Annotated in this window: 24 protein-coding genes and 3 tRNA genes; 19 read left to right on the top strand and 8 right to left on the bottom strand. The window is 68.2% G+C overall.

Annotated elements, in window-relative coordinates:
- Positions 1–64: 64 nt before the first annotated feature.
- The 3 genes from E3O60_RS06850 to E3O60_RS06840 form a co-directional block, all read right to left on the bottom strand.
- Positions 65–137 (bottom strand) — tRNA-Phe (locus E3O60_RS06850).
- Between the two features lie 68 nt (positions 138–205).
- A tRNA-Asp gene (locus tag E3O60_RS06845) sits at positions 206–282 on the bottom strand.
- 90 nt (positions 283–372) lie between these two features.
- Positions 373–445 (bottom strand) — tRNA-Glu (locus tag E3O60_RS06840).
- A gap of 287 nt (positions 446–732) precedes the next feature.
- On the opposite strand from E3O60_RS06840, the gene E3O60_RS06835 reads away from it, so the two are divergent.
- Together E3O60_RS06835 and E3O60_RS06830 are read left to right on the top strand one after the other, a co-directional pair.
- Positions 733–2,178 carry a peptidoglycan DD-metalloendopeptidase family protein gene (locus E3O60_RS06835; protein ID WP_134407811.1) on the top strand — a complete coding sequence of 482 codons (1,446 nt, stop codon included), beginning with the start codon at positions 733–735 and terminating at the stop codon, positions 2,176–2,178.
- Positions 2,171–3,553 (top strand): NlpC/P60 family protein, encoded by a 1,383-nt coding sequence (locus E3O60_RS06830; RefSeq protein ID WP_241979894.1) that lies wholly within the window; start codon positions 2,171–2,173, stop codon positions 3,551–3,553. The genes E3O60_RS06835 and E3O60_RS06830 overlap by 8 nt, the downstream gene beginning before the upstream one ends.
- 78 nt (positions 3,554–3,631) lie before the next feature.
- Here E3O60_RS06830 and E3O60_RS06825 read toward each other — a convergent pair whose 3' ends face one another.
- Positions 3,632–4,123, bottom strand: coding sequence for an inorganic diphosphatase (locus tag E3O60_RS06825; protein WP_088457321.1), 492 nt, complete (start codon positions 4,121–4,123; stop codon positions 3,632–3,634).
- 45 nt (positions 4,124–4,168) lie between these two features.
- Between E3O60_RS06825 and tilS the strand changes: the two genes are divergently transcribed.
- The 16 genes from tilS (at position 4,169) to cls (ending at position 18,032) form a co-directional block, all read left to right on the top strand.
- Positions 4,169–5,164, top strand: a complete 996-nt coding sequence (gene tilS, locus E3O60_RS06820) for a tRNA lysidine(34) synthetase TilS (protein WP_134480942.1) — start codon at positions 4,169–4,171, stop codon at positions 5,162–5,164.
- Between the two features lie 21 nt (positions 5,165–5,185).
- Positions 5,186–5,746: a hypoxanthine phosphoribosyltransferase gene (gene hpt / locus E3O60_RS06815; RefSeq protein WP_088457319.1), complete on the top strand. Its 561-nt coding sequence runs from the start codon at positions 5,186–5,188 to the stop codon at positions 5,744–5,746.
- 84 nt (positions 5,747–5,830) lie between these two features.
- Positions 5,831–7,843, top strand: a complete 2,013-nt coding sequence (gene ftsH, locus E3O60_RS06810; protein WP_088458124.1) for an ATP-dependent zinc metalloprotease FtsH — start codon at positions 5,831–5,833, stop codon at positions 7,841–7,843.
- A gap of 10 nt (positions 7,844–7,853) precedes the next feature.
- Positions 7,854–8,432 carry a GTP cyclohydrolase I gene (folE, locus tag E3O60_RS06805; RefSeq protein ID WP_174845052.1) on the top strand — a complete coding sequence of 193 codons (579 nt, stop codon included), beginning with the start codon at positions 7,854–7,856 and terminating at the stop codon, positions 8,430–8,432.
- Positions 8,429–9,235, top strand: coding sequence for a dihydropteroate synthase (folP, locus tag E3O60_RS06800; RefSeq protein WP_134497577.1), 807 nt, complete (start codon positions 8,429–8,431; stop codon positions 9,233–9,235). The genes folE and folP overlap by 4 nt, the downstream gene beginning before the upstream one ends.
- Positions 9,232–9,627, top strand: a complete 396-nt coding sequence (folB, locus tag E3O60_RS06795) for a dihydroneopterin aldolase (RefSeq protein ID WP_088457316.1) — start codon at positions 9,232–9,234, stop codon at positions 9,625–9,627. The genes folP and folB overlap by 4 nt, the downstream gene beginning before the upstream one ends.
- Positions 9,624–10,274, top strand: coding sequence for a 2-amino-4-hydroxy-6-hydroxymethyldihydropteridine diphosphokinase (gene folK, locus E3O60_RS06790; protein ID WP_134480941.1), 651 nt, complete (start codon positions 9,624–9,626; stop codon positions 10,272–10,274). The genes folB and folK overlap by 4 nt, the downstream gene beginning before the upstream one ends.
- The gene (locus tag E3O60_RS06785) at positions 10,271–10,759 is read left to right on the top strand and encodes a DUF3180 domain-containing protein (protein ID WP_088457314.1); all 489 of its coding nucleotides are present in this window, start codon (positions 10,271–10,273) and stop codon (positions 10,757–10,759) included. The genes folK and E3O60_RS06785 overlap by 4 nt, the downstream gene beginning before the upstream one ends.
- Positions 10,760–10,859: 100 nt before the next feature.
- The gene (locus E3O60_RS06780; RefSeq protein ID WP_370028287.1) at positions 10,860–11,285 is read left to right on the top strand and encodes a PH domain-containing protein; all 426 of its coding nucleotides are present in this window, start codon (positions 10,860–10,862) and stop codon (positions 11,283–11,285) included.
- Positions 11,282–12,928 carry a PH domain-containing protein gene (locus E3O60_RS06775; RefSeq protein ID WP_088457312.1) on the top strand — a complete coding sequence of 549 codons (1,647 nt, stop codon included), beginning with the start codon at positions 11,282–11,284 and terminating at the stop codon, positions 12,926–12,928. The genes E3O60_RS06780 and E3O60_RS06775 overlap by 4 nt, the downstream gene beginning before the upstream one ends.
- Positions 12,925–13,713 carry a Rossmann-like and DUF2520 domain-containing protein gene (locus tag E3O60_RS06770; RefSeq protein WP_088457311.1) on the top strand — a complete coding sequence of 263 codons (789 nt, stop codon included), beginning with the start codon at positions 12,925–12,927 and terminating at the stop codon, positions 13,711–13,713. The genes E3O60_RS06775 and E3O60_RS06770 overlap by 4 nt, the downstream gene beginning before the upstream one ends.
- Positions 13,714–13,715: 2 nt before the next feature.
- Positions 13,716–14,591, top strand: coding sequence for a pantoate--beta-alanine ligase (gene panC / locus E3O60_RS06765; protein WP_370448635.1), 876 nt, complete (start codon positions 13,716–13,718; stop codon positions 14,589–14,591).
- Between the two features lie 56 nt (positions 14,592–14,647).
- Positions 14,648–16,189 (top strand): lysine--tRNA ligase, encoded by a 1,542-nt coding sequence (gene lysS, locus E3O60_RS06760; protein ID WP_134497573.1) that lies wholly within the window; start codon positions 14,648–14,650, stop codon positions 16,187–16,189.
- Between the two features lie 5 nt (positions 16,190–16,194).
- Positions 16,195–16,347 (top strand): hypothetical protein, encoded by a 153-nt coding sequence (locus E3O60_RS18470; protein ID WP_165787931.1) that lies wholly within the window; start codon positions 16,195–16,197, stop codon positions 16,345–16,347.
- A gap of 42 nt (positions 16,348–16,389) precedes the next feature.
- Positions 16,390–16,566, top strand: coding sequence for a hypothetical protein (locus E3O60_RS18465; protein WP_165787932.1), 177 nt, complete (start codon positions 16,390–16,392; stop codon positions 16,564–16,566).
- Between the two features lie 11 nt (positions 16,567–16,577).
- On the top strand, positions 16,578–18,032 hold the full coding sequence (gene cls / locus E3O60_RS06755; protein WP_088458123.1) for a cardiolipin synthase: 1,455 nt from the start codon (positions 16,578–16,580) through the stop codon (positions 18,030–18,032).
- A 21-nt stretch (positions 18,033–18,053) separates the two neighbouring features.
- Here cls and E3O60_RS06750 read toward each other — a convergent pair whose 3' ends face one another.
- From E3O60_RS06750 to E3O60_RS06735, 4 genes are all read right to left on the bottom strand, one after another.
- On the bottom strand, positions 18,054–19,031 hold the full coding sequence (locus E3O60_RS06750; RefSeq protein ID WP_103479281.1) for a pirin family protein: 978 nt from the start codon (positions 19,029–19,031) through the stop codon (positions 18,054–18,056).
- Between the two features lie 9 nt (positions 19,032–19,040).
- Positions 19,041–20,564 carry a hypothetical protein gene (locus E3O60_RS06745; protein WP_103479280.1) on the bottom strand — a complete coding sequence of 508 codons (1,524 nt, stop codon included), beginning with the start codon at positions 20,562–20,564 and terminating at the stop codon, positions 19,041–19,043.
- A 111-nt stretch (positions 20,565–20,675) separates the two neighbouring features.
- Positions 20,676–20,906: a helix-turn-helix transcriptional regulator gene (locus tag E3O60_RS06740; RefSeq protein ID WP_088457306.1), complete on the bottom strand. Its 231-nt coding sequence runs from the start codon at positions 20,904–20,906 to the stop codon at positions 20,676–20,678.
- Positions 20,906–21,553, bottom strand: a complete 648-nt coding sequence (locus E3O60_RS06735; RefSeq protein WP_133159766.1) for a hypothetical protein — start codon at positions 21,551–21,553, stop codon at positions 20,906–20,908. Before E3O60_RS06735 ends, E3O60_RS06740 begins: the two co-directional genes overlap by 1 nt.
- A gap of 307 nt (positions 21,554–21,860) precedes the next feature.
- Here E3O60_RS06735 and E3O60_RS06730 point away from each other — a divergent pair, with 307 nt between their 5' ends.
- A complete protein-coding gene (locus tag E3O60_RS06730) occupies positions 21,861–24,386 on the top strand; it encodes an ATP-dependent Clp protease ATP-binding subunit (RefSeq protein WP_088457304.1) in 2,526 nt (841 codons plus the stop codon).
- Positions 24,387–24,466: the final 80 nt, after the last annotated feature.

Here is a 24,466-nt window from a genome sequence, read left to right as displayed (position 1 = left end):
GAAGCTCGCCTGTTTTCGGGCATAAAAAATGGCCACCCGCGGTAGAAGCCCGCAGATGGCCAAGTGGCCCCGACCGGCGTCGATCCGGTGACCTTTCGATTTTCAGTCGAACGCTCTACCAACTGAGCTACAGGGCCTCGAACGCGGCTCGAGAGACGCCTTCGAAAGGACGAAAAGCCCCTTCTTTCGAAAGGGCTTGTCGCCTTGGCGACCCTGACCGGACTTGAACCGGCGACCTCCGCCGTGACAGGGCGGCGCGCTAACCAACTGCGCTACAGGGCCAAACTTTTGTGCATTTCGTGCGGTGATTCTTGTGCTGTCGTGCTGTGGAACTGTCTTACTTTTCGTGCCGTGTACAACCTACAGTATCCGTAGCCCCAACGGGATTCGAACCCGTGTTAACGCCGTGAAAGGGCGCCGTCCTAGGCCGCTAAACGATGGGGCCTTGCTCTTCGGAAGCTGATGACTTCCGACGCATAATCATAAGTGTTGGCAGAGCGATAGTTCAAATCGGCCCCAGCGTCCGGTGCGCGTGGCGCCGGATTGCGGGTCCGTTCGCCGCGTGATTCCGGGTCAGAACCCGAATCCGACCCGATTCTCAGCTCGGCGTGTCGCTTTTCACCGCGCCCACGAATGGGCGGCAAACCGGAGCACCCGGGGGTTAGGTTTTATTCGAACCCTGGCCACTCAGCGGGGTTTGTTATTGTGACGAGAGTTACCACAGTGACAAATGTGACAAAGCACGAGCCCGATCGGGGAGTTATGAAGCGCACGGCCACCGTGATCAGCCGCGGAGTCAACGCCGGCCTCAGCCGGCTGCGGCCGAACCGGCAGCAGCCCCGACGCGGGCGCATCGGCGTTCGCCGGGCGACGATGGGCGTGACCGGCTTCGCCGCCGCCCTGACCCTCGCGGTGACGCTCGCCAGCCCGATCAGCCCGGCCATGGCCGTGGACTACCCGAGCTGGCCAGACGTGCTGGCCGCCAAGTCCAACACCAATGCTGCCGCCGCCCAGGTCACCGAGATCCAGAACCTCATCGCCGGCCTGCAGACCGAGGTGGAACGCACCCAGGCGGAAGCCGAGGCGCGTGGAGTCGAGCTCCAGACCGCCCAGGAGAAGTTTGACGACGCCAGCCGTCGCGCCGGCGACCTGCAGGCTCAGGCCGACACCAGCAAGACCGAGGCGGACGCCGCGACCACCCAGGCCGGTCAGCTTGCCGCGCAGCTGTACCGCACCGGCGGCACTGACCTCAGCGTCAACCTCTTCATCGACGGGCAGAAGAGCGGCGCGGGCGCCGACGAGCTGCTGTCCAAGCTCGGCAGCATGAGCAAACTCGTCGAACGCAGCACCGACGTCTACGACCAGGCCCAGACCGCCAACAACACCGCTCAGGCCCTGGGCGACCAGGCCGCTGTGGCCCAGGCCGAGCGCGAGGCCCTCCGAATCGAGGCCGAAGCCGCCATGGTGGCTGCCCAGGAGGCGGCGGACGCCGCAGCCGGTGCGCTGGCCGACTCCGAAGCGCAGAGCGTGATCCTCGAGCAGCAACTGCAGTTCATGCAGGACGCCCAGGCCACCACCACCGCGGGTTACGAGGCCGGCGTCGCAGAACGGGCCCGGATCGCCGCGGAAGCCGAAAAGGCGCGCCTCGCCGCCATCGCGGCCGAAGCCGCACGCGCCGCGGCCTCCCGACCGGCCCCCTCGTCCGGCGGCTCAACCGGATCTCCCGGCGCAGGCCTCAGCGGCGGCCAGGTCGGCAGCCAGGGTTGGGGTGTTCCCGCCGGCGGACGCATCACCGACGGCTATGGCGCCCGCGCCGTCCTCTGCGGCAGCGGCGGCTGCAGCGGCGGTTTCCACTACGGCACCGACATCGGCACCGGCTGCAGCGCTCCGATCTACGCGGCAGCATCGGGAACCGTCGAATACGCGGGCCGCAAGGGCACCTACGGTAACTTCGTCCAGATCAGCCACGGCAACGGCATCATGACCGGCTACGCCCACATCCGCGATGGTGGCATCTTCGTCTCGGTCGGCCAGCAGGTCTCGGTCGGCCAGAACATCGCCAGCTCCGGCACCACCGGCGCCTCCACCGGTTGCCACCTGCACTTCGAGGTGTTCAGCGGCGGCAACCGGATCAACGCCGTTCCGTTTATGTCCGACAGGGGAGCGCCTCTTGGCTGAGCACACGTCCACCCGCCGCTCGCGGCGTACCTCGGCCGCGCTGCTGTCGGCAGCGATGATCGGCTCCGTCACCGCCGCGGCCGGCGTGGCCGTGCCGGCCTTCGCCGACGAGGACTACCCGAGTTGGGACGAAGTTGCCAAGGCCAAGCTGAGCGAGGCCACCAAGGCGAAGGAAATCGAGAACCTCACCGGACTGCTCAAGGGCCTGCAGGAGTCGTCGGCGGTGGCGTCGCAGGGCTCCCAGATGGCCGCGGAGGCCTACAGGGTCACTCAGGACGACCTCGATGCAGCCACGGCCCGGGAGGAGAGCCTGGACAAGCAGTCCGCGGTGGCGCAGAAGGCCGCTGACACGTCCAAGATGCGCGCCGGCTTAATTGCCGCACACCTGGCCAAGACCGGTGCCCAGGACCTCTCCCTCAACCTGTTCCTCAACGGCAATACCGCCGACGACCTGCTCAGCCAGCTCGGCACGGCCAGCAAGCTCAGCGAGCAGTCCGAGACCATCTACCGGCAGGCCGTGCAGGACAAGAACACCGCGGAATCGCTCATCGCCCAGGCTGCCGCCGCCACCGCGGAACGCAAGCGTCTCAGCGCCGAGTCCAAGGAGAAGTACGAATCGGCCAGCGACGCCGCGCTGGGCGCCCAGGCCGCGCTCGACGTCGAGCTGAAGAAGTCGTCGGAGCTTTACGAACAGCTGGCCCTGCTGAAGGACACCACCGCCGACGTGGAGCGCGAGTACCAAACCGGGCTGGACGCCGCCGCATCCGCCGCCGCGCTGGCCAAGGCCCAGGCCGTCGCTGCGGCCGCCGTCAAGAACAATCCGCCGGCCGCTTCCGCACCCGATGCTCCGGCCGCTGCGGCTCCGGCGGCTCCCGCGGCTCCAGCTCCCGCTGCTCCGGCTCCCGCTGCTCCGGCTCCCGCCGCCCCTGCTCCCGCTGCTCCTGCTCCCGCTGTTCCGGCGCCGCCGCCCGTCGAGTCCGCCCCGGCCGCACCCAACGCTTCAGCCGTCGGCACCGTCATCGCCTTCGCCCGTGCGCAGCTCGGCGACGCCTACAAGCTCGGCGGCTCCGGCCCCGACGTCTGGGACTGTTCCGGTCTGACCAAGGCCGCCTACGCAGCCGCGGGCATCTACATCGGCACCCACTCGGCGACCAACCAGTACAACACCATGGCCGGTCAGGGCAAGCTCGTCTCGTTCTCGCAGGTGCAGGTGGGCGACCTCGTCTTCTGGGGTTCGCCGGGGAATTACTATCACGTGGCCATTTATGTCGGCGGCGGACAGATCCTCGAGGCGCCGGACGTGGGCAAGCCCGTTCGGGTGCACAGCATCTGGTCGCCAGGCCAGGTCGCGCCGTACGTCGGCCGACCGTCCTAAGCAACAGACCCCGGCACACAGCAGAAGCCGCCTCCCTGATGGGAGGCGGCTTCTGTCGGTTCAGCGCGTCGCTGTGGGTCAGTGACCTTCGTCGACGAGCTTCTTCAGGCCGTCGCGCACAATCTGGTCGGCCTCGGCGGCGTCGCCCCAGCCCTCGGTCTTGACCCACTTGTTCGGCTCAAGGTCCTTGTAGTGCTCGAAGAAGTGCTCGATCTCCTTGCGGGTGTACTCCGGGATGTCGGTGACGTCCTGGATGTAGTCCCAGCGCGGGTCGCCGGCCGGAACCGCGATGACCTTGGCGTCTGAGCCGCCGTCATCGGTCATGTTGAACACGCCGACGGGGCGTACGGACACGCCGACGCCGGGGAACAACGGGAAGTCGAGCAGCACCAGAACGTCGACGGGGTCGCCGTCCAGGCCCAGGGTGTTCTCGAAGAACCCGTAGTCGGTGGGGTACACGAAGCTCGTGTACAACACCCTGTCGAGGTAGACCCGACCGGTTTCGTGGTCCACCTCATACTTGTTGCGGCTACCGCGTGGGATTTCAATGACTGCGTCGTATTCGGCCATGGCCTGGTATCTCCCTTATTCGAAGTCTGCGGATAACGTTACTGGATGGAGTCCACCCGCCGCCCGCGACTGTCGCCGGCCATCGCCGACCTGCGCCGTGCCGTGCGCGAGCTGCTGCCGGAGGCCGGCCTGGTCCTGGTGGGGCTGAGCGGGGGAGCGGATTCGCTGGCCCTGGCCGCGGCGACGGCGTTCGAGGCGCCCCGGGCCGGGCTCACTGCCGGCGCCGTCATCGTCGACCACGGCCTGCAGGCCGGCTCGGCCGACACCGCCGCCGTCGCGGCCGGACAGGCTCAGGCTCTCGGCCTGGATCCGGTGCTGATCGTGCCGGTGACGGTGACGCCAGACGCCGGCGACGGCCCCGAAGCCGCCGCGCGGACCGCGCGGTACGCCGCGTTCGAGCAGGCACTGGCCGGCACGGGCGCGATCGCGGTGCTGCTCGGCCACACCCTCGACGACCAGGCCGAGACCGTGCTGCTAGGCCTGGCACGCGGCTCGGGGGCGACGAGCCTGCAGGGCATGGCGTCGATCAGCGGGCCGTACCGGCGGCCGCTGCTGGGCATCCGCCGCGTCGTGACCCGGCAGGCCTGCCTGGATGCGGGCCTGCCGGCCTGGTCCGACCCGCAGAACGCCGACCCCCGCTACTCCAGGGTGCGGGTGCGCCAACGGGTGCTGCCGGTGCTCGAGGCCGAGCTCGGGCCGGGCATCGCCGAGGCGCTCGCCCGTACCGCCGAGACGCTGCGTGAGGATGCCGACGCCCTCGACGCCCTGGTGCGGGACCTCGTCGAGGAGATCTGCGAACCGGCCGAAGCCGGCATCGGGGTGTCCGTCGCCGCGCTGGCCGTGCACCCGGCGGCCCTCCGCCAGCGGATGATCCGCCACGTGGTGGCGCGGGAGTTCGGGGTTGCCTGGGAACGCAGCCACACCTTGGCCGTCGCCAGGCTCGTCACCGACTGGCACGGGCAGAATGCGCTCGACCTGCCAGGCGTTAGAGTGGAACGTCTGGGGGGAACGCTCGTGTTTTCTGCTCCTCGACCCACCTAAACAAAGGACTCTTCCACTCCCATGGAACCTCGTGACATTGACGGCGACCTCACCGAAATCCTGATCGAAGAGACCGAGATTCGCGCTCGCCTGGCCGAGATGTCGCGGCAGATCGAAGCGGACTACGCCGGCAAGGACCTGCTCCTGGTGGGCGTGCTCAAGGGCGCGGTCATGGTCATGGCCGACCTGGCCCGCGAACTCGTGCACCCCGTCACGATGGACTGGATGGCCGTCAGCTCCTACGGGTCAGGCACCCAGTCCAGCGGTGTCGTGCGGATCCTGAAGGACCTCGACACCGACCTGCACGGCCGCCACGTCCTCATCGTCGAGGACATCATCGACTCCGGCCTCACCCTGTCCTGGCTGATGGCGAACCTCAAGTCCCGCGGGCCGGCCTCGCTCGAGATCTGCGCCCTGCTCCGGAAGCCCGACGCGGCCCGCGTCGAGATCGACGTCAAGTACCTGGGCTTCGACATCCCCAACCAGTTCGTTGTCGGCTACGGTCTGGACTACGCCGAGAAGTACCGCAACCTGCGCAGCGTCGGGGTGCTGGCTCCACACGTATATTCCACCGGCGAGTAGGCTCCGCTGCACCACGTCCTCCAGTTCACCTTTGGGCGAACACTCGGTGTTCCCCCAGTACGAGAGCGGTAGCCTGTGACCACCATGAACGTCAAGAAACTTCTGCGCGGGCCGCTCCTCTACATCATCCTGGCTGTCATCGCCGTCTGGGTGGGGTCGAGCCTCCTGACCATGTCTGGCTTCCGCGAGATTTCCACCCAGCAGGGCCTGGATTTCCTGAAGGACGGGAAGGTGTCTGAGGCGAAGATCGTCGACGGCGATCAGCGCGTCGACCTCACCCTCAGCAAGGCCGATTCGACCTACGGCGAGCAGGTGCAGTTCTACTACGTGGCCCCCCGCGGCGAAGAGGTCGTCGCCGCCGTCACCGACGCCGACCCGAAGGACGGCTTCACTGACGAGGTTCCCCAGGCCAGCTGGTTCCTGTCGCTGCTGGGCATCCTCCTGCCGGTCCTGCTGATCGGTGCGTTCTTCTGGCTGATGCTCTCCGGCATGCAGGGCGGCGGCAACAAGGTCATGCAGTTCGGCAAGTCGAAGGCCAAACTCGTCTCCAAGGAGACCCCGCAGGTCTTCTTCACCGACGTAGCCGGCGCGGACGAAGCCATCGAAGAGCTGCAAGAAATCAAGGACTTCCTCAAGGAACCGGCCAAGTTCCAGGCCGTCGGCGCCCGGATCCCGAAGGGCGTGCTGCTGTACGGTCCTCCCGGAACCGGAAAGACCCTTCTGGCCCGCGCCGTCGCCGGCGAGGCAGGCGTTCCGTTCTACTCGATCTCCGGTTCCGACTTCGTCGAGATGTTCGTCGGTGTCGGTGCCAGCCGGGTGCGCGACCTGTTCCAGCAGGCCAAGGAGAACTCCCCGGCGATCATCTTCGTCGACGAGATCGACGCCGTCGGGCGCCACCGCGGCGCCGGCATGGGCGGCGGCCACGACGAGCGCGAGCAGACCCTCAACCAGCTCCTGGTGGAGATGGATGGCTTCGACGTCAAGACCAACGTGATCCTCATTGCGGCCACCAACCGGCCCGACATCCTCGACCCGGCGCTCCTGCGTCCGGGACGTTTCGACCGTCAGATCGGCGTCGACGCCCCCGACATGCTCGGCCGCAAGCGCATCCTGGAGGTGCACTCCAAGGGCAAGCCGATGGCCGCCGGCGTCGACCTCGAGGTGCTCGCCCGCAAGACGCCGGGCTTCACCGGCGCCGACCTGGCGAACGTGCTCAACGAGGCCGCACTGCTGACCGCGCGTTCCAACGCCCAGCTGATCGACAACCGCGCCCTCGACGAAGCCGTCGACAGGGTCATGGCCGGTCCGCAGCGCCGCACCCGCGTGATGCGCGACCAGGAGAAGCTCATCACCGCGTACCACGAGGGCGGGCACGCTCTCGTTGCCACGGCCATGCGCAACACCGACCCCGTGACCAAGATCACCATCCTGCCCCGCGGCCGCGCCCTGGGGTACACCATGGTGATGCCGCTCGAGGACCGCTACTCGGTGTCTCGCAACGAGCTTCTCGACCAGCTCGCCTACGCCATGGGCGGCCGGGTCGCCGAGGAGATCATTTTCCACGACCCCACCACCGGCGCCTCGAACGACATCGAGAAGGCCACCGCCACGGCTCGCAAGATGGTCACCGAGTTCGGCATGAGTAGTGATGTCGGACCGCTCAAGCTCGGTTCGGCCTCCGGTGAGATGATGTTCGGCCGCGACATGGGCCACCAGCGCGACTACTCGGAGCGGCTTGCGGAGCGGGTGGACACCGAGGTGCGCCAGCTGCTCGAGAACGCGCACGACGAGGCCTACACGGTCATCAACGCCAACCGGGCGATCCTCGACGACCTGGCCGCGAAGCTGCTCGAACACGAGACTCTCGACCAGACCGCGCTGGTGGAGATCTTCGCCGACGTGCAGAAGCTGCCGCCGCGCCCGCAGTGGCTCTCCAGCGACAAGCGCCCGGTTTCCGACCTGCCCCCCATCGCGATGCCGACGCCGAAGGCGCCCATCGACGGTGCGGCGGTCGACGGTGGCGTCACCAGCGGCGGCGCCGATGCGGACAAGCCCAAGCGCGCCCCCGCACTCAAACCGCGCCCCGCAACCGCGTAGACCGGCCCCTGTGGGAGTCGACCAGCCACGCATCGAAGCGGCCGTCGCCGAGATCCTCGCCGCCATCGGTGAGGATCCCGGCCGGGCCGGCCTGGCGTCGACCCCGGAGCGGGTGGCGTCGGCCTACGCCGAGTTCTTCGCCGGTCTCGGCCAGGACCCGCTCGACCACCTGAGAGACACCGTGCCGGTCGGAGACCGGACCGGTGAACTGGTGCTGCTGCGTGACATCGAGTTCCGTTCCGTCTGCGAACACCACCTGCTGCCGTTCCTCGGCACCGCCCACCTGGCCTACCTGCCCGGTGAGCGCATCGTGGGACTGGGCAAACTGGCCAGCGTCGTGACGACCCTTGCCGCCAGGCCCCAACTGCAGGAACGGCTCACCGAAGAGATCGCCGACACCCTCGACACCGGGCTGGCGCCGCGCGGGATCCTGGTGGTCCTCGATGCCAGCCACGGTTGCGTGACCACCAGGGGCCCTCGCCAGACCCACAGCTCCACCGTGACCATGGCCAGCCGTGGCGACCTGGCCTTGCCCGTTGCTCGCTCGGAGATCATCGCCCTCATCGGCGGGACGCAGGTCGTGCGGTGACCCTGGTGATGGGTGTGCTCAACGTCACTCCCGACTCGTTCAGCGACGGTGGCCGGTGGGCGAGTACCGACGCTGCCGTGCGGCACGCCGTGGACCTGCACTCCTCGGGAGCCGACCTCATCGACGTCGGCGGGGAATCCACCCGGCCCGGCGCCGACCGGGTGTCGCCCCAGGTCGAGCAGGACCGGGTACTGCCCGTGATCACCGAGCTGCGCCGGCTGGGCATCATGACCAGTGTCGATACTCTCAACTCCGAGACCGCCGACCGGGCCGCCGACGCCGGGGTCGACATCATCAACGACGTGTCCGGCGGCCTGGCCGACCCCGGTATGGCGGCGGTGGTCGCCCGCACCGGCCTCACATACATCGCGATGCACTGGCGCGGCCACGCCCGCACCATGGACACCCTCGCTGAGTACGACGACGTGGTCGCCACCGTGGTCGCCGAATTGACCGCACGAGTCGCCGTGCTCGAGGCTGCCGGGGTGGCGCGCAGCCAGATCGTCGTGGACCCCGGACTCGGCTTCAGCAAGGACGCCGAGCAGAACTGGCGGGTGTTCGCCAGGCTCGACGCCTTCGCTCCGCTCGGCCTACCCGTCATGGTCGGTGCCTCCCGCAAACGATTCCTGGCCGGCGTGCTGCCGGAAGACGCCACCATCCTCGACCGGGATCTGCCGACCGCCGTGCTCAGCGTGCTCGCCGCCCAGGCGGGCGCCTGGGCCGTTCGGGTGCACGACGTGGCGGGCACCCGGGCCGCCCTCAACGTGCTCGCCCGGGTCGATTCGGCCAGAATAGGGTCATGAGCACCGACTCGATCACCCTCACCGGGCTGCGGATCACCGCGCACCACGGTGTCTTCGACTTCGAACGCGAGAACGGCCAGGAGTTCGTCATCGACGTGACGGTCTGGCTGGATTTCCGTGCGGCGGCGTCCGGTGACGACCTGACCCGCACCATCCACTACGGCGAACTCGCCGAGGAGGTCGCCGACGCCGTGCGCCGCGACCCCGTCGATCTCATCGAGACCCTCGCCGAGCGCATCGCCGACGTGGTGCTCGCGCACGACGCCGCCGAACGCGTGCAGGTGACAGTGCACAAGCCGCAGGCTCCCATCGAGATCCCCTTCGAGGATGTGTCGGTGCAGATCGAACGCACGCGAATCGAACGCACGCAAACCGAAGGGAGCCGCGCATGACCGACGCCGCAGCCGCCGCTCCGGCGCGCACCGCCGTGCTCGCACTGGGCAGTAACCTCGGTGACCGCGAGGGCACCCTGGCCGCCGCCGTGCGCGCCATCGCCGAACTGCCGGGCGCGCAACTCACCGCGATCTCCCCGGTGTACGCCTCCGACGCCGTGAAGCCCGACGGGGTGGACCTCACCGCACCCGGCTACCTCAACCTTGTGGTGAGCGTGCTCTGGACGGGCGAACCGCACGCCCTGCTCGACGCCGTCAACGCCATCGAAAACGACCACGGCCGGGTCCGGGAGGAACGCTGGGGCGACCGCACCCTGGACATCGACCTGATCTGCCTGGGCGACCTCCGCATCGACGACGACAGGCTCACCCTCCCGCACCCGCGCGCGGCGGAACGTGACTTCGTGCTGGCTCCCTGGCTCGACATCGACCCCGACGCCGAGCTGCCCGGCCGGGGCCGGGTGCGCGAACTCCTGGCCGTCACCGCACGCACCGCCAGGGCGCATCCGGTGACCGCGAGCACCGACCCCGCGCATACCGAGGTCGCCCACACCGAGACCCTGCACAAGACACCGGGCCGACCGCGACCGGGCACCCCGGACGACCCCACCGGAGACCTCCCCGAGGACGAGGACGATCGCCGATGAAGCGCACCCACCCCACCCCGCTGATCGCGCTGGGCCTGGCCGGGCTCGTCGTCGGGTTCCTGGTCGAACTGGCGGCGACGGCCTGGAGCGCGCCGATCATAGTTCCGCCGTTCACCCTGCCCCTGGCCCTGATCCTGATCGCCGTGATCCTCGTCTGCCTGGCCTGGCCCATCCGCCAGGCCACCAGAGGTCGGGCGACAAAACGCGTCGACCCGTTCCTGGCAATGCGGATCGCCCTGCTCGCCAAGGCATCCAGCCTGTCCAGTGCGCTCCTGCTCGGCGTGGGCCTCGGCATCGTGGCTTTCATCCTCACCCGGTCGGTGGTACCGGCGGTAACATCGTTGTGGCTCGCAATCGGGATGGCGCTCGGCGCCGTGCTCCTCCTCGCGGGCGGTCTCGTAGCGGAGCATTTCTGCACACTGCCGCCGGACGACCACGATCACGACAATGGGGGACCGAACGATGGCGGAGCAGCCCGTGCCTGACTACCCCGGCAGCGATCCCATCGAGGCCGTGGCGCCCGTCGGTGCCCGCCTCGACCTGCCGGAGGCGGGCGAATGGAAGCGCGTGTCGCCGAAGTACGTCATGGTCGAAATCGTGGGGACCGTCATCTTCCTGCTCATAGTGTGCGCCGCCGCCGGGGCCCTCTGGCTGCTGCTTGACCAGGTCTGGGCCGCCTGGGTGGGCGGCTTGATCGCGCTGATCACCATGGTCTCGCTGGCATTCGAGCCCCGCCGGGTGCGCTCGATCGGGTACCAGCTGCGCGCCGACGACCTGCTCTTTCGGCGCGGCATCATGTACCAGCGGTTCGTGTCGGTGCCTTACGGCCGCATGCAACTGGTCGACATCACCCGCGGCCCGGTCGCGCGCCTGCTCGGCCTCGCCGACCTCAAGTTCGTCACGGCCGCCGCGTCCTCCGGCGTCGCGATCCCCGGCCTCGCCGAGGCCGACGCGGATGCCCTCCGCGACCGCCTGGTGGAACTGGCCGAGAGCAGGCGGGCCGGGCTGTGACCTCCCTCGCCGACGGGGACTGGCACCGCCTGCATCCAGCGAGCCCGGTGCTGCGCGGCGGCATCTTCGTCTTCGCCCTGCTCGGCTTCGTCATCGCCAACCTGCGCGAGCGCTTCGTCGACGTGGTCTTCGGGATCCCACGGCAATCCGGCGACCCTCTCGATGAGATCTACGAGCGCGGCGCCGTGGGCTGGGCGCTGCTCATCGCCGCCGCGATCCTCATCGTCATCCTCATCGCGTTCACCCTGTCCTGGCGGATGCACACCTTCAGGGTCAGCGACGAATCCGTCGAGGTCCGCAGCGGCATCCTGTTCCGCAGCCACCGGCAGGCGCGCCTGGACCGCATCCAGGGCGTTAACATCGTGCGCCCCCTCATCCCGAGGCTGTTCGGTGCGGCCAAGCTCGAGGTGAGCGTGGCCGGTCAGGACGCAAACGTGCAGCTCGCCTATCTCGGCTCTGCGCTGGCCGACGGGCTGCGCCGCGACATCCTGCAGCTGGCCTCCGGTGCACGCCAGCCCCGGCCCGTCGCGGGCGAGAGCGTGCCAGAGGCGCCGCTGCCGGCCGGCGACCCCGCACAGATCCCCGCCGACACGGCGACCGCCGCGCACGCCGGCCGCCGCCAGGCCCTGAACGACTACGCCACCAGCCGGGTGGGCGAATTCCTCGCACCCGAACTGGACCCTGACGCCGCCCCGCCGGAGTCGGTCGTCCGGATCCCGGTGCTGCGGCTGATCGGCTCGATAGTGTTCAGCGGCTTCACGGTCTTCGTCGCCGTGGCCATCGTCGCTCTCATCGTGAGCGTCATCGTCGGCGGCAGCGAGTGGTTGCTGATCGCGATCTTCCCCGGCCTCATCGCGAGCATCGGATACTACGTCTCCAGGTTCACCAAATCGCTGCGGTACAGCATCGCCGGTACCAGGGACGGCGTGCGGGTGGGCTTCGGGCTGCTCACCACGAGCAACGAGACCCTGCCGCCCGGACGCATCCACGCCATCGGCGTGACCCAGCCGCTGGCCTGGCGGCCCTTCGGGTGGTGGCAGATCAGCATCAACAAGGCCGGCCACTCCACCAACGACGGCGCAGCCGGACAGGCGGCGACCACGGTGCTGCCGGTCGGGTCGCTGACCGACGTGGCGAAGGTCCTCGAGCTGATCCTGCCCGGGTTCGCGCTCGACGAGCAGCGGATCCTGATCCAGCACGGCCTCATCTCCCGCGGCGGCGACGACGGCTTCCGCAACGCGCCCCGCCGGGCGGCCTGGCTGCGACCGTTCTCCTGGCGCCGCACCGGCTACGCGGTATCCGCCGGCGCCGTCCTGCTCCGCCGCGGCGTGCTGTCCAGGGAACTCGTTCTGGTGCCCCTGGCCCGTCTGCAAAGCGTCGGCATCAACCAGGGACCCGTCCGACGCCGTCTTCGACTGGCCACCGCCAGGCTGCACACCGTGACCGGACCGGTGACCGCGACCCTCGGCGTGCTCGACGTGGGGGAGGCCGTGCGCCTGCTGGAGACCGTCACCGCCGGTGCCGTCGCGTCCGCGGAGTCAGACACCAGCCACCACTGGAGTCGCATCGACCAGGACCCAGCGCCGACCCCGCGACCCGCCAGCCCGGTCGGTCCCGCCGCCGCCGCGGAGGTGACCTCGTGACGGTGCGACCGGGCCGTCTGGGGATCGGCGTCATCGGCGCCGGCCATGTCGGACCCATCCTCGCCGCCGCTCTCGCCGGAGCCGGGCACGCCCTGATCGGGATCTCCGCGATCTCGCAGGCCAGCCGCGACCGCGCGGAAGCGATCCTGCCGGGCGTTCCCGTGCTCACCGTGCCCGAGGTGGTGGAGCGCAGCGAACTGGTGATCATCGCGGTGCCGGACGACCAGCTCGACAGCCTCGTGACCGGCCTCGCGGCCACGGGAACCTGGCAGCCCGGCCAGCTCGTTCTGCACACCTCCGCACGCTACGGCACCAACGTGCTGCTGCCCGCCCAGCGGGCCGGCGCGATCCCGCTGGCCATCCACCCGGCGATGGCGTTCACGGGCACCAGCCTGGACATCAGCCGCCTGGCCGACAGCTACTTTGCCGTGACCGCCCCAGCCCCCGTGCTGCCGATCGCGCAGGCCCTGGTAGTGGAGATGGGCGGCGAACCGGTGATCGTGGCCGAGGGCGACCGGGAGGTCTACTCCGAGGCCATCGAGACCGCCACGGCGTTCTCCAGCTCGATCGTCGACCAATCCACCCGGCTGCTCAGCGAGATCGGCATCGAGGCGCCGGGAGCCGTGATCGCGCCGCTGGTGCGCTCGGCCATCGAGAACGCCCTCACCCGCACCGGCGCCAGGCATCCGCTCGACGACCTCGCTGATCTAGGCGACACCACCCACCTGCTCGACCCGCCATACCCGCCCCACCCGCCCCACCCGTTCGACCCGGAGGACCAGTGACCGTGCTCACCAAGCCAGAAGTCATCGACACGATAGACGAGCTGCGTAATAGCCTCTGCCTCGCCAAACAGAACGCCGCGGCCAGGGGCGGCGATGCCCACGTCGTGCTCGTTCCCACCATGGGCGCCCTGCACGCCGGGCACCGGGAGCTCGTGCGGCGTGCCGTAGCCGTCGGCGACATCGTGGTCGTGTCGGTCTTCGTCAACCCGCTGCAGTTCGGGGTGAACGAAGACCTTGACACCTACCCGCGCACCCTCGACGCCGACGTGGCGGCGCTGGCGGAGGAGGGCGCCGCATTCGTCTTCGCCCCGCACGCCCAGGAGATGTACCCGGACGGCGCCTCGTCGACCCGACTGACCGCAGGCGCGGTCGGCGGTCTCTACGAGGGTGCCGCCCGGCCCGGCCACTTCGACGGCATGCTCACCGTCGTCGCGAAGCTGTTGAACATCGTCGAACCCGACATCGCCGTCTTCGGTCAGAAGGACGCCCAGCAGGTTTTCCTGGTGGAGAGGATGGTCGCCGACCTCAATCTGCGGGTGCGCATCGAGGTCGTTCCCACGGTGCGGGAAGACAACGGCCTGGCCCGCGCGAGCCGCAACCGCAACCTCGACGAGCCCGCCCGCACCGCGGCCAGGTCGCTGTTCGTGGGCCTGACCGCGGCCGCGGCCGCGGCCCACTCCGGGGTTCCCGTCGCGATAGTTGCCGCCCACGCGGTGATCGGGGCCGCGCCTCTGGTTAAACTGGACTATCTGGTTGTCGTGCACCCGCACACCTTCCTGCCGGTCGACGACGACTACCGCGGCCAGGCCAGGATGCTGGTCGCCGCGGTGGTCGGCAGCACCCGGTTGATCGACAACATTTCACTGGACATCCCCTAACCGCTTTCAACGGGGTGCCGGGCCTGGCCCGTGTACGCCCACCGACGGAGAACCGCATGAGCACCATCCCCGACGCCGTGCCCGGCAACACGCCCAGCAACGATGACGCACAGGCCGCGGCCGAACTGACCGAGCAGAAGGCCGTGCGTCTGGCCAAGCGTGACCGCCTGAACGCGGCCGCGTCCAGCCCGGCCGGCGGCGCCTACCCGGTGTCGGTGCCCGTCACCCACACCATCCCCGCCGTGCGCGCCCGGTACGGCGAGCTCGAAGCGGACGCCGCCACCGGCGAGACCGTGGGCCTGGCCGGTCGGGTGGTGCATCTGCGCAACACCGGCAAGCTCTGTTTCGCGAGCCTGCAGGCCGGCGACGGCAGCCGCATCCAGGCCATGGTGTCGCTCGCCGCCGTCGGCGACGAATCGTTGGCCGCCTGGAAGGACCTCGTCGACCTCGGCGACCACGTCTTTGTCGCCGGTGAGGTCATCTCCTCCCGCCGCGGCGAACTGTCGGTCATGGTCACCGAGTGGCAGATCGCCGCCAAGGCGCTGCTGCCGCTGCCGAACCTGCACTCCGAACTCAGCGAAGAGACCCGGGTGCGCAGCCGCTACCTCGACCTCATCGCCCGTGAGCAGGCCCGCCGCACCGTGGTGCAGCGCTCCCAGGCCGTCGCGAGCCTGCGCGCCACCTTCACCGCGCGCGGCTTCCTCGAGATCGAAACGCCGATGCTGCAGACCCTGCACGGCGGCGCCTCGGCCCGGCCGTTCTCCACCCACAGCAACGCGTTCGACACCGAACTGTTCCTGCGCATCGCACCGGAGCTGTTCCTCAAACGCGCCGTCGTCGGCGGCATCGACAGGGTCTACGAGATCAACCGCAACTTCCGCAACGAGGGCGCCGACTCCACCCACTCGCCCGAATTCGCGATGCTCGAGGCCTACGAGGCCTACGGCGACTACACGTCGATCGCCGAGCTCACCCAGACCCTGATCCAGGATGCTGCTGCAGCCATCACCGGCGGCTCGCACGTGGTCACCTGGGCCGACGGCACCGAGTACGACCTGGGCGGCCAGTGGGATCGCATCAGCATGTACGACAGCCTCTCCGCCGCCGTGGGACGCACCATCAGCCCGGCCACCCCGCTGGCCGAGCTGCAGGCCCTGGCCGCCGCCGAAGGCGTCGAGGTCGACCACCCCATCCACGGCAAGTACGTCGAAGAGCTGTGGGAGCACTTCGTCAAGGGCGGCCTGATCCGGCCCACCTTCGTGCTCGACTTCCCGGTGGACACCAGCCCGCTGGTGCGCGGACACCGCTCGATCGACGGCGTCGTGGAGAAGTGGGACCTCTACATCCGCGGCTTCGAACTGGCCACCGGCTACTCCGAGCTCGTCGACCCCGTCGTGCAGCGCGAACGCTTCATGGAGCAGGCCCGGCTCGCCGCCGGCGGCGACCCGGAGGCGATGCGTCTGGACGAAGAATTCCTTCGGGCCCTGGAGCACGGCATGCCACCCACCGGTGGCATGGGAATGGGCATCGACAGGTTGCTGATGGCCCTGACCGGCCTCGGTATCCGGGAGACCATTCTGTTCCCGTTGGTAAAGTAACCCGCATGATGACTTTTCTGCCCAAGGACCAGCTGAAGCCGGATGACGACGGCAAGAAGAAGGGCCCGTCGACCAACCGGATCATGATCTGGATCGTGGTGGGTGGCGTCGGCCTGTACCTGCTCGGTTCCGGGATCTTCGGCATCCTCACCAAGTAGCCCGGCGGCGGGCGCGTCCAGATCGCGTAGGCTGAAGGGACTATGGATAGCTTCTGGGCCAACGCTTTGTACTCGCTCGCGCCCACGGTTTTGGTCGGGGTGCTCTTTTGGATCATCGTGCGCGCCATCATCCGTTCAGACCGCACCGAACGAAACGCCTACGCGCGGGTCGAAGCCGAGGAGCGGGCCAGACTCGGCCTTGACAAACCGGCCGCCTAACCGTGTTCGGTATTGACCTTTCCACCATCCTTCTCGTGGTGGCATTCCTTGTTGACTTCGCCATCCGGGTGATCGCGATCATCGTCGTACCCCGCAACCGCAGGCCCACCTCCGGCATGGCGTGGCTGCTGGCGATCTTCCTGATCCCCTACCTCGGTTTCCTGCTCTTCTTGCTGATCGGCTATCGCACCCTGCCCAAGCGTCGGGTGGAAATGCAGGCCGAGATCAACCAGTTCATCCTCGACAGCACCGCCGGCATGGAACGCGTGCAACGCGACCACCCGTGGCCGGGTTGGCTCGAATCCGTGGTCGCGCTCAACCGCAATCTCGGCGCGATGCCGCTCGTCGGCGACAACCGGGCGCGGCTGCACGGCAACTATGAGGAGACCTTCGCCGCGATGGTCGCCGATATCGACAAGGCCCGGAAGTACGTGCATGTCGAGTTTTACATCCTCTCCCTCGACCCCACCACGACGCCGTTCTTCGACGCTTTGGAGAACGCCGTCAAGCGCGGCGTGACGGTGCGGGTGCTGATGGACCACATCCAGTCGATGCGGAAGCCGGGCTTCAAACAAACCAAGAAACGGCTCACCGAATCCGGGGTGCAGTGGCAGCTGATGCTGCCGCTGCAGCCGTTCAAGGGCCAGTGGCAGCGGCCCGACCTGCGCAACCACCGCAAACTCGTCATCGTCGACGGCCGGGTCGGGTTCATGGGCTCGCAGAACGTGATCGACCGCACCTACAACATGAAGAGCAACATCCGCCGCGGCCTCAAATGGAAAGACCTGATGGTGCGGCTCGAAGGCCCCATCGTCTCGGGCCTGAACGCGATCTTCATCACCGACTGGTACAGCGAGACCAACGAGCTGCTCACCCGCGACATCGAGCCCGTGCACCCCGAGGACATCTCGGATGCCATCGACTGCCAGGTCGTGCCCAGCGGACCCGGCTTCGAGGGCGAGAACAACCTGCGCCTGTTCCTCGCGCTGCTGTACTACGCGCAGGAACGCATCGTGATCACCAGCCCGTATTTCGTGCCGGACGAGTCGATCATGTACGCGATCACGACAGCCGTGCAGCGCGGCCTGCACGTGGAACTTTTCGTCTCCGAGATCGGCGACCAGGCTCTCGTTTACCACGCACAACGTTCCTACTACGAGGAACTGCTGCAGGCGGGCGTGAAGATCTACATGTACAAAGCGCCGTACGTTCTGCACGCCAAGCACTTCACCATCGACGACGACGTCGCCGTGATCGGCTCGAGCAACATGGACATGCGTTCGTTCAGCCTCAACTTCGAGGTGTCCCTGATGGTGCGTGGGGCGTCATTCGTGCAGGCGCTGCGGGCGGTGGAGGACGGCTACCGGGCAGACAGTCGGGAGCTCACCCTCGAAGAGTGGATGAAGCAGCCGTTGCGCTCGACGATCCTCGACAACCTGGCCAGGCTGACCTCCGCCGTGCAGTAGCCGCGGCCGGCGAACCGCGGTTCAGCGGCGGGGTTTGAGCCGCACGGTGGGCAGCATCGGCGCAGGCAGCGGAGCACCATGGTACGCGACGTGGCCGAACCGGCCGGCGGCATCCGAGCCGTCGATCACCTCCGCCTGCCACCGGTCCCGCCAGGCGGTGATCTCCTCGTGGCTGCGGCCGATGAAATTCCACCACATCACGATCTGCTCGCCGAGCGGCTCACCGCCCAGCAGTAGCACCCGGGTCGGGCTGTCGCCGGTGTTCTCCAGGCGGATGACCGGACGTCCGCTGTCGATGAAGCCCAGTTCGTTCCGGTGCACTGGTGCGCCGCCGACACTGACGGTGCCGACGTCGACGAGCACCCCGTGTTCGAAAGACCGGTCGACGTCGAGGTCGATCGACGACCCGGCCGGCAGGTCGATCTGAGCGCCGACCAGCGGGGTGTCCCCGGCGGCGGCGGCGGTCTGTCCGGCCAGGGTGCCCAGGAACACGTGCAGGGTGACCGCGCCGCGCGTCACCGGTGTGATGACGTGGTTCTCGAAGTGCGGCGCCTGGTGTCGGGTGAGCTCGGGCAGGGCGATCCACAGCTGCACCCCGTGCAGCGCCGTGGTGTCTGGTGTGGACACCTCGGAGTGGCTGATACCGGAACCCGCGGTCATCAGGTTCAGCTCGCCCGGCCGGACCAGGGCGAGGCTGCCGACGCTGTCACGGTGCTCGACCTCGCCGGCGAACAGCCAGCTCGCCGTCTGCAACCCGGTGTGCGGATGCGGCGGCACCACCATCCCGCCGGTGACCGACACGTCGTCCGGGCCGTAGTGATCGACGAAGCACCAGGCGCCGATCAGGCTTCTCGCGCGCTGGGGGAGAGTGCGACGCACGCCCATCGCCCGCAGACCGCCCAGGGGAACATCCCGGGGCTGCAGGATGACAATATCCACCTCGGTGGTCGTGCTGGGGTCACAGACGAGTTCGACCGGTTCGGTTTCGAGGTTGCTCACACTGTGAGCTTATTCCGGGCGTGCCGGGGTGCGTAGCGGTTCGAGGGGCTCGGTCGGGCCGGTCTGCCCGCGCAGATCGTCGGGGTCTGCCGGCGGCAACGGGAGGGTGGGGTTGACCGGTTCGGTGCCGGCCGCGGCCGTCGGTTCCTGCGGCCCCGGGGGCGTGTCCGGCCTCGTCCCGGGGACCGTTGGAATCCCGGGCGCGACCGGCGGCCGCTGCAGCAACTCGACGAGCAGAACGGCAATCAGCGCCAGGACCGCCGTCCACATGATCACCGGTACAGCAAGCGGGCGCCAGAAGATCGCGACCGCGGCTGCAGCAAGCCCGATCAGCACGTGGGCCAGGCGCCGGTAGTGATAGAGGAAGTCCCCGAAGCTGCCCGTCGTGACCCCGGCGTTCGCCGCCGCCGCCCGGAGCCGGGCGCTGGTGCCGATGGTGGCCCGCCGCACGATCGTCGACCCACGGAACGGCCCGGCCAGGTACGCCACCACGGCCACGGTGAAGCCGACGAGCCCTACCGACAGGGCCGTGGTGTTGATGAACGGCACCACGGCGTCATACAGCGCCTGGGCCACGTTGTTGGGGAGGTACGTGGGCGACAGCGCGCTGATGAAGAGGATCCGCCCCACCGCGATCCCGGCGGCGAGCACGGCCATGGCCAGGGCCAGGGTGAGTCCGGCCCAGATCATGGTGCGGGAGCGTCGTTTGGCCACCAGCACGCCGAGGACGATCAGGCCTAGGCTCACCAGCGGCAGGACGAAACCGAGCACGTTCAGCAGCTGATACCCGGTGCGCGCCTGCACCAACGAGTCGGACTGGGCCACCACGATGGTGCGATCGACCTCGGGGATGTTCGTCGCCAACGAGAAGCCCCGGTCGACCAGTTCCTTCTTCACTTCTGCGATGATCGGCCCGAGCTGGATGCCGAGTTCGCCGGTGTCGCTGATCACCAGCGCCGTGGAGGTGTCACCCTCCAGCGCCGCGATGACCTGGGTCTGGCTGGTGCGCAGCGCCTGTTCCCACAGCTCGGCGAAGGCATCCGAGGCGACGATATTGGTGGCTGCGGACTCGATCAGCTGCTGGACCCCCTGCGCGGCGGGTGTCTCGAGCAGCGCCAGGGCGTCTTTGGCGGCCTGCGGCAGGTCGAGGCTCTCCAGCCCGGTGAAGAGATCGCTGGTGATGGTGTTGATGTCGACGTTCTCGTTGACCACCGCGACGATCTCGTCAACCAGGTACGCCTGCACCGCGGGGTCGTCCGCGAGCGGGGCGAGCGAGGCGACGAACCTGTCGGTGTCATTGATGTAGCCCTTGGTCCAATAGGCCACCACGCTCACCGGGGCCAGGAGCACCCCGATCGTGATCAGCAGCGCCGCAAAAAACGCCCGCCACCTGGCGGACGCTCGGTGTTCGGCGGCCGGGCCGAGCTGTCCGCGCAGCCGAGCGTTCTCGGCGGAGAGCCGGGCGATCTCGGCGGCGGGGTCGGCGCGGCCGTTCGTGCGAGCCGGTTTGGCGAGGTTCGAGGAGCCGTCCATGTGCCGCCGCCTTTCGCCTGCGGGTGCAGGTCGCAAAATCGTGGAGCCTGAGTGCTCACAGTATTTGCGCAGTCCGGTGCCCTCGCAAGGGCCTCACGCTGCTGGCCTGGCTCAGTCGGCGCGCACGAGCAGGTCGCCGACCTCGCAGTCCAGGGCGGCGCAGACCGCGGCCAGGGTCGAATACCGGATGGCCCTGGCCCGGTCGTTCTTGAGGACCGACAGGTTGACCACGCTGACTCCGACAAGCTCGCTGAGCCTGGTGAGTGTCATCCCGCGCTCGATGAGCAGCGCGTCGAGCCGGCAGTGGATGCCCGTGGCCTCGTCGTCGGCGGCGGGCGCCACTAGACGAGTCCGTCGGTCTCGCGTTGCAGACGCTGGCCGAGGGAAATGGCGGCGGCGGCGACGAGGAGCACGAGTCCGGTGCCGGCGGGTGCGAGGTCGACGAGGGTGGCCTGTGGCCAGAAGCCGTCGGGGGCGTCGCCGTTCAGCTCGCCCGCGGCGATCATGCGGCCCAGCCCGCCGAAGCCCTGCCCCAGCACGGTGCCCAGCAGCAGTGCGTAGCCGACCAGGGCGACCAGCCAGAAGACCGGACGGTTGAACGGGCGGCGGCGCAGTACGCTCCAGCAGAAATAGAAGACCGTCGCCGAGACCAGCAGCGCCGTGGCCAACGCGGTGGAGCCCTCCAGTGTGAGCAGAAACCTGGGCAGTGCGCTGAGCCCGGTGACGGTGACCTCGGCCGTGTCGAAACTGCCGCCGTGGATCTGCGCGGTGCCGGTTGACGCTGCCGACGGCAGGGGAGCATCCGCGAAGAGTGTGACGACGAACCTGTCGGTGAGGAGCTGCCGGACCAGGGTGACGGCGCCGATGCCGGTCGCCAGAAGCCCCGAGAGCACGGCCCCGATCAGTACCAGCCAGGTGAGAACCCTGCCGAGCCGGTGTTCCAGCCGGGACGTGCGTTGCGCCCTCTCGGCCTGGGCTGTTTTCATCACGAGATGCTCCTAACGATTATCGATATGAATACCGATCATGACCATATCGTTTTTCGTTGTGCTGAGCAAGGGCCTCAGTCGAGCTGCCCCGCTGCGGTCCACCTGCTCCGGTGCGCCGGCGCAACTCGTCCGAACGGGGGCAGGTCGGGGAAAATGCCGCGGAACCGCCGGTGCTGCAGGAGACGGAGGCGAGCGCGGGAGTCACATGTGTCACGCCCATGGCGAACAGAGGCACGCATCCGGGCATCCGCTGGTTACTCTCTTTGTATCGGTGCCATAACCGCCCTGGCGCCAAGGGAGTGTTCATATGTTTGAGAGATTTACCGACCGAGCTCGTCGTGTCGTCGTCCTGGCCCAGGAAGAGGCCAAGATGCTCAACCACAACTACATCGGAACCGAGCACATTCTGCTCGGGCTCATCCACGAGGGTGAAGGCGTGGCCGCCAAGGCCCTGGAGAGCCTCGGCATCTCGCTGGATGCCGTGCGCGAACAGGTGCAGGACATCATCGGCCAGGGTCAGCAGCAGCCGACCGGGCACATTCCGTTCACGCCGCGCGCCAAGAAGGTCCTCGAGCTGAGCCTGCGCGAAGCGTTGCAGCTTGGCCATAACTACATCGGAACCGAGCACATCCTGCTCGGGCTCATCCGCGAGGGCGAGGGCGTGGCCGCCCAGGTGCTGGTCAAGCTCGGCGCCGACCTCAACCGGGTGCGCCAGCAGGTCATCCAGCTCCTTTCCGGCTACCAGGGGAAGGAGCAGGTGCAGGTGGGTGCGAACGAGACCGCGGCCAACCCCGCGGGCAGCCAGATTCTCGACCAGTTCGGGCGCAACCTCACCCAGGCGGCGCGCGACAACAAACTCGACCCCGTCATCGGGCGCGAGAAGGAGATCGAGCGGGTCATGCAGATCCTCTCCCGCCGCTCCAAGAACAACCCCGTGCTCATCGGTGAACCCGGCGTCGGCAAGACCGCCGTCGTCGAGGGCCTCGCCCAGGCGATCGTCAAGGGCGATGTGCCCGAGACGCTGAAGGACAAGCAGCTCTACTCGCTCGACCTCGGCTCGCTCATCGCCGGCAGCCGCTACCGCGGTGACTTCGAGGAACGCCTGAAGAAGGTCACCAAGGAGATCCGCACCCGCGGCGACATCATCGTGTTCATCGACGAGATCCACACCCTCGTCGGAGCCGGTGCCGCCGAAGGCGCCATCGACGCGGCGTCGATCCTCAAGCCCCTGCTGGCCCGCGGTGAACTGCAGACCATCGGCGCCACCACGCTGGATGAATACCGCAAGCACTTCGAGAAGGATGCCGCGCTCGAGCGCCGCTTCCAGCCCATCCAGGTGAACGAGCCGTCGCTGCCGCACACCATCAACATCCTCAAGGGGCTGCGCGACCGGTACGAGGCGCACCACAAGGTGTCCATCACCGACGGCGCCCTCGTGGCCGCGGCGAACCTCGCCGACCGGTACGTCTCGGACCGCTTCCTGCCGGACAAGGCCATCGACCTGATCGACGAGGCCGGCGCACGCCTGCGCCTGTCGATCCTGTCCAGCCCGCCGGAGCTGCGCGAATTCGATGAGAAGATCGCCGTGGTGCGTGCCGCCAAGGAAACCGCGATCGAGGACCAGGACTTCGAGAAGGCCGCGGGCCTGCGCGACGAGGAGAAGAACCTCCTCGGCGAGCGTCTGCGTCTGGAGAAGAAGTGGAAATCCGGCGACGTCAAGACCACCGCGGTCGTCGACGAGGGCCTGATCGCCGAGGTCCTGGCCCAGGCCACCGGCATCCCCGTCTTCAAGCTCACTGAAGAAGAGTCCTCGCGGCTGGTCTTCATGGAGAAGGCACTGCACCAGCGGGTCATCGGTCAGGAAGAGGCCATCTCGGCACTCGCCAAGACCATCCGTCGCACCCGTGCGGGACTCAAGGACCCGAAGCGTCCGAGCGGTTCGTTCATCTTCGCCGGCCCCACCGGTGTCGGCAAGACCGAGCTGGCCAAGGCGCTCGCGGAGTTCCTCTTCGACGACGAGGCCGCCATGATCTCGCTCGACATGAGCGAGTACGGCGAGAAGCACACGGTCTCGCGCCTGTTCGGTGCTCCTCCCGGGTTCGTCGGCTTCGAAGAGGGTGGCCAGCTCACCGAGAAGGTGCGCCGGAAGCCCTTCTCCGTTGTGCTGTTCGACGAGATCGAGAAGGCTCACCCCGACATCTTCAACTCGCTCCTCCAGATTCTGGAAGAGGGCCGGTTGACGGATGGCCAGGGTCGCGTGATCGACTTCAAGAACACCGTCATCATCATGACCACCAACCTCGGCACCAGGGACATCAGCGGCTCGCCCGTCGGTTTCCAGCTCGAGGGCGACACGGCCACCAGCTACGACCGGATGCGCGGAAAGGTGAACGAGGAACTGAAGAAGCACTTCAAGCCCGAGTTCCTCAACCGCGTCGACGAGATCATCGTCTTCCCGCAGCTGTCCAAGCCTGAACTGCTGCAGATCGTGGACCTGTTCATCAAGCGCCTGGGCGACCGGCTGCTCGACCGCGACATGACCATCGACCTCACCCTCGCGGTGAAGGAGCATCTCATCGAGGTCGGCTTCGACCCCGCCCTGGGCGCCCGGCCGCTGCGTCGCGCGATCCAGCGTGAGGTGGAGGACCGCCTGAGCGAGAAGATCCTGCACGGCGAACTGAACGCCGGCGACCACGTGCACGTGGACTTCGTCGACGGGGAGTACGTGTTCACCACGACGAACCGCAACGAGGCCGTCTCGGTGGGCATCAATACCGCCGCGGCTGTCGGAACCGGACCGGGCACGCCCGATCTGGCCATCACCAGCGAATAGGCACAACAGCTCCACACGAACGGCCCGGCGGACATCCGCCGGGCCGTTTGTCGTCCGCCCCTAGACTTGACCTTCCGACA

It is taken from the genome of Cryobacterium sp. TMB1-7, assembly GCF_004402435.1.
In the GTDB taxonomy this organism is placed as follows: domain Bacteria; phylum Actinomycetota; class Actinomycetes; order Actinomycetales; family Microbacteriaceae; genus Cryobacterium; species Cryobacterium zongtaii.
Note: the sequence above shows the minus strand (reverse complement) of the source record. Positions and strands in the feature narration are given on the sequence as shown.

Bases quoted from the DNA above. Each gene is read 5' to 3' on its own strand.
- E3O60_RS06825 (WP_088457321.1), bottom strand. From the start codon at position 4,123: ATGGCCGAATACGACGCAGTCATTGAAATCCCACGCGGTAGCCGCAAC.
- tilS (WP_134480942.1), top strand. From the start codon at position 4,169: ATGGAGTCCACCCGCCGCCCGCGACTGTCGCCGGCCATCGCCGACCTG.
- hpt (WP_088457319.1), top strand. From the start codon at position 5,186: ATGGAACCTCGTGACATTGACGGCGACCTCACCGAAATCCTGATCGAA.
- ftsH (WP_088458124.1), top strand. From the start codon at position 5,831: ATGAACGTCAAGAAACTTCTGCGCGGGCCGCTCCTCTACATCATCCTG.
- folB (WP_088457316.1), top strand. From the start codon at position 9,232: ATGAGCACCGACTCGATCACCCTCACCGGGCTGCGGATCACCGCGCAC.
- folK (WP_134480941.1), top strand. From the start codon at position 9,624: ATGACCGACGCCGCAGCCGCCGCTCCGGCGCGCACCGCCGTGCTCGCA.
- E3O60_RS06785 (WP_088457314.1), top strand. From the start codon at position 10,271: ATGAAGCGCACCCACCCCACCCCGCTGATCGCGCTGGGCCTGGCCGGG.
- E3O60_RS06780 (WP_370028287.1), top strand. From the start codon at position 10,860: ATGGTCGAAATCGTGGGGACCGTCATCTTCCTGCTCATAGTGTGCGCC.
- lysS (WP_134497573.1), top strand. From the start codon at position 14,648: ATGAGCACCATCCCCGACGCCGTGCCCGGCAACACGCCCAGCAACGAT.
- E3O60_RS18470 (WP_165787931.1), top strand. From the start codon at position 16,195: ATGATGACTTTTCTGCCCAAGGACCAGCTGAAGCCGGATGACGACGGC.
- E3O60_RS18465 (WP_165787932.1), top strand. From the start codon at position 16,390: ATGGATAGCTTCTGGGCCAACGCTTTGTACTCGCTCGCGCCCACGGTT.
- E3O60_RS06745 (WP_103479280.1), bottom strand. From the start codon at position 20,564: ATGGACGGCTCCTCGAACCTCGCCAAACCGGCTCGCACGAACGGCCGC.
- E3O60_RS06730 (WP_088457304.1), top strand. From the start codon at position 21,861: ATGTTTGAGAGATTTACCGACCGAGCTCGTCGTGTCGTCGTCCTGGCC.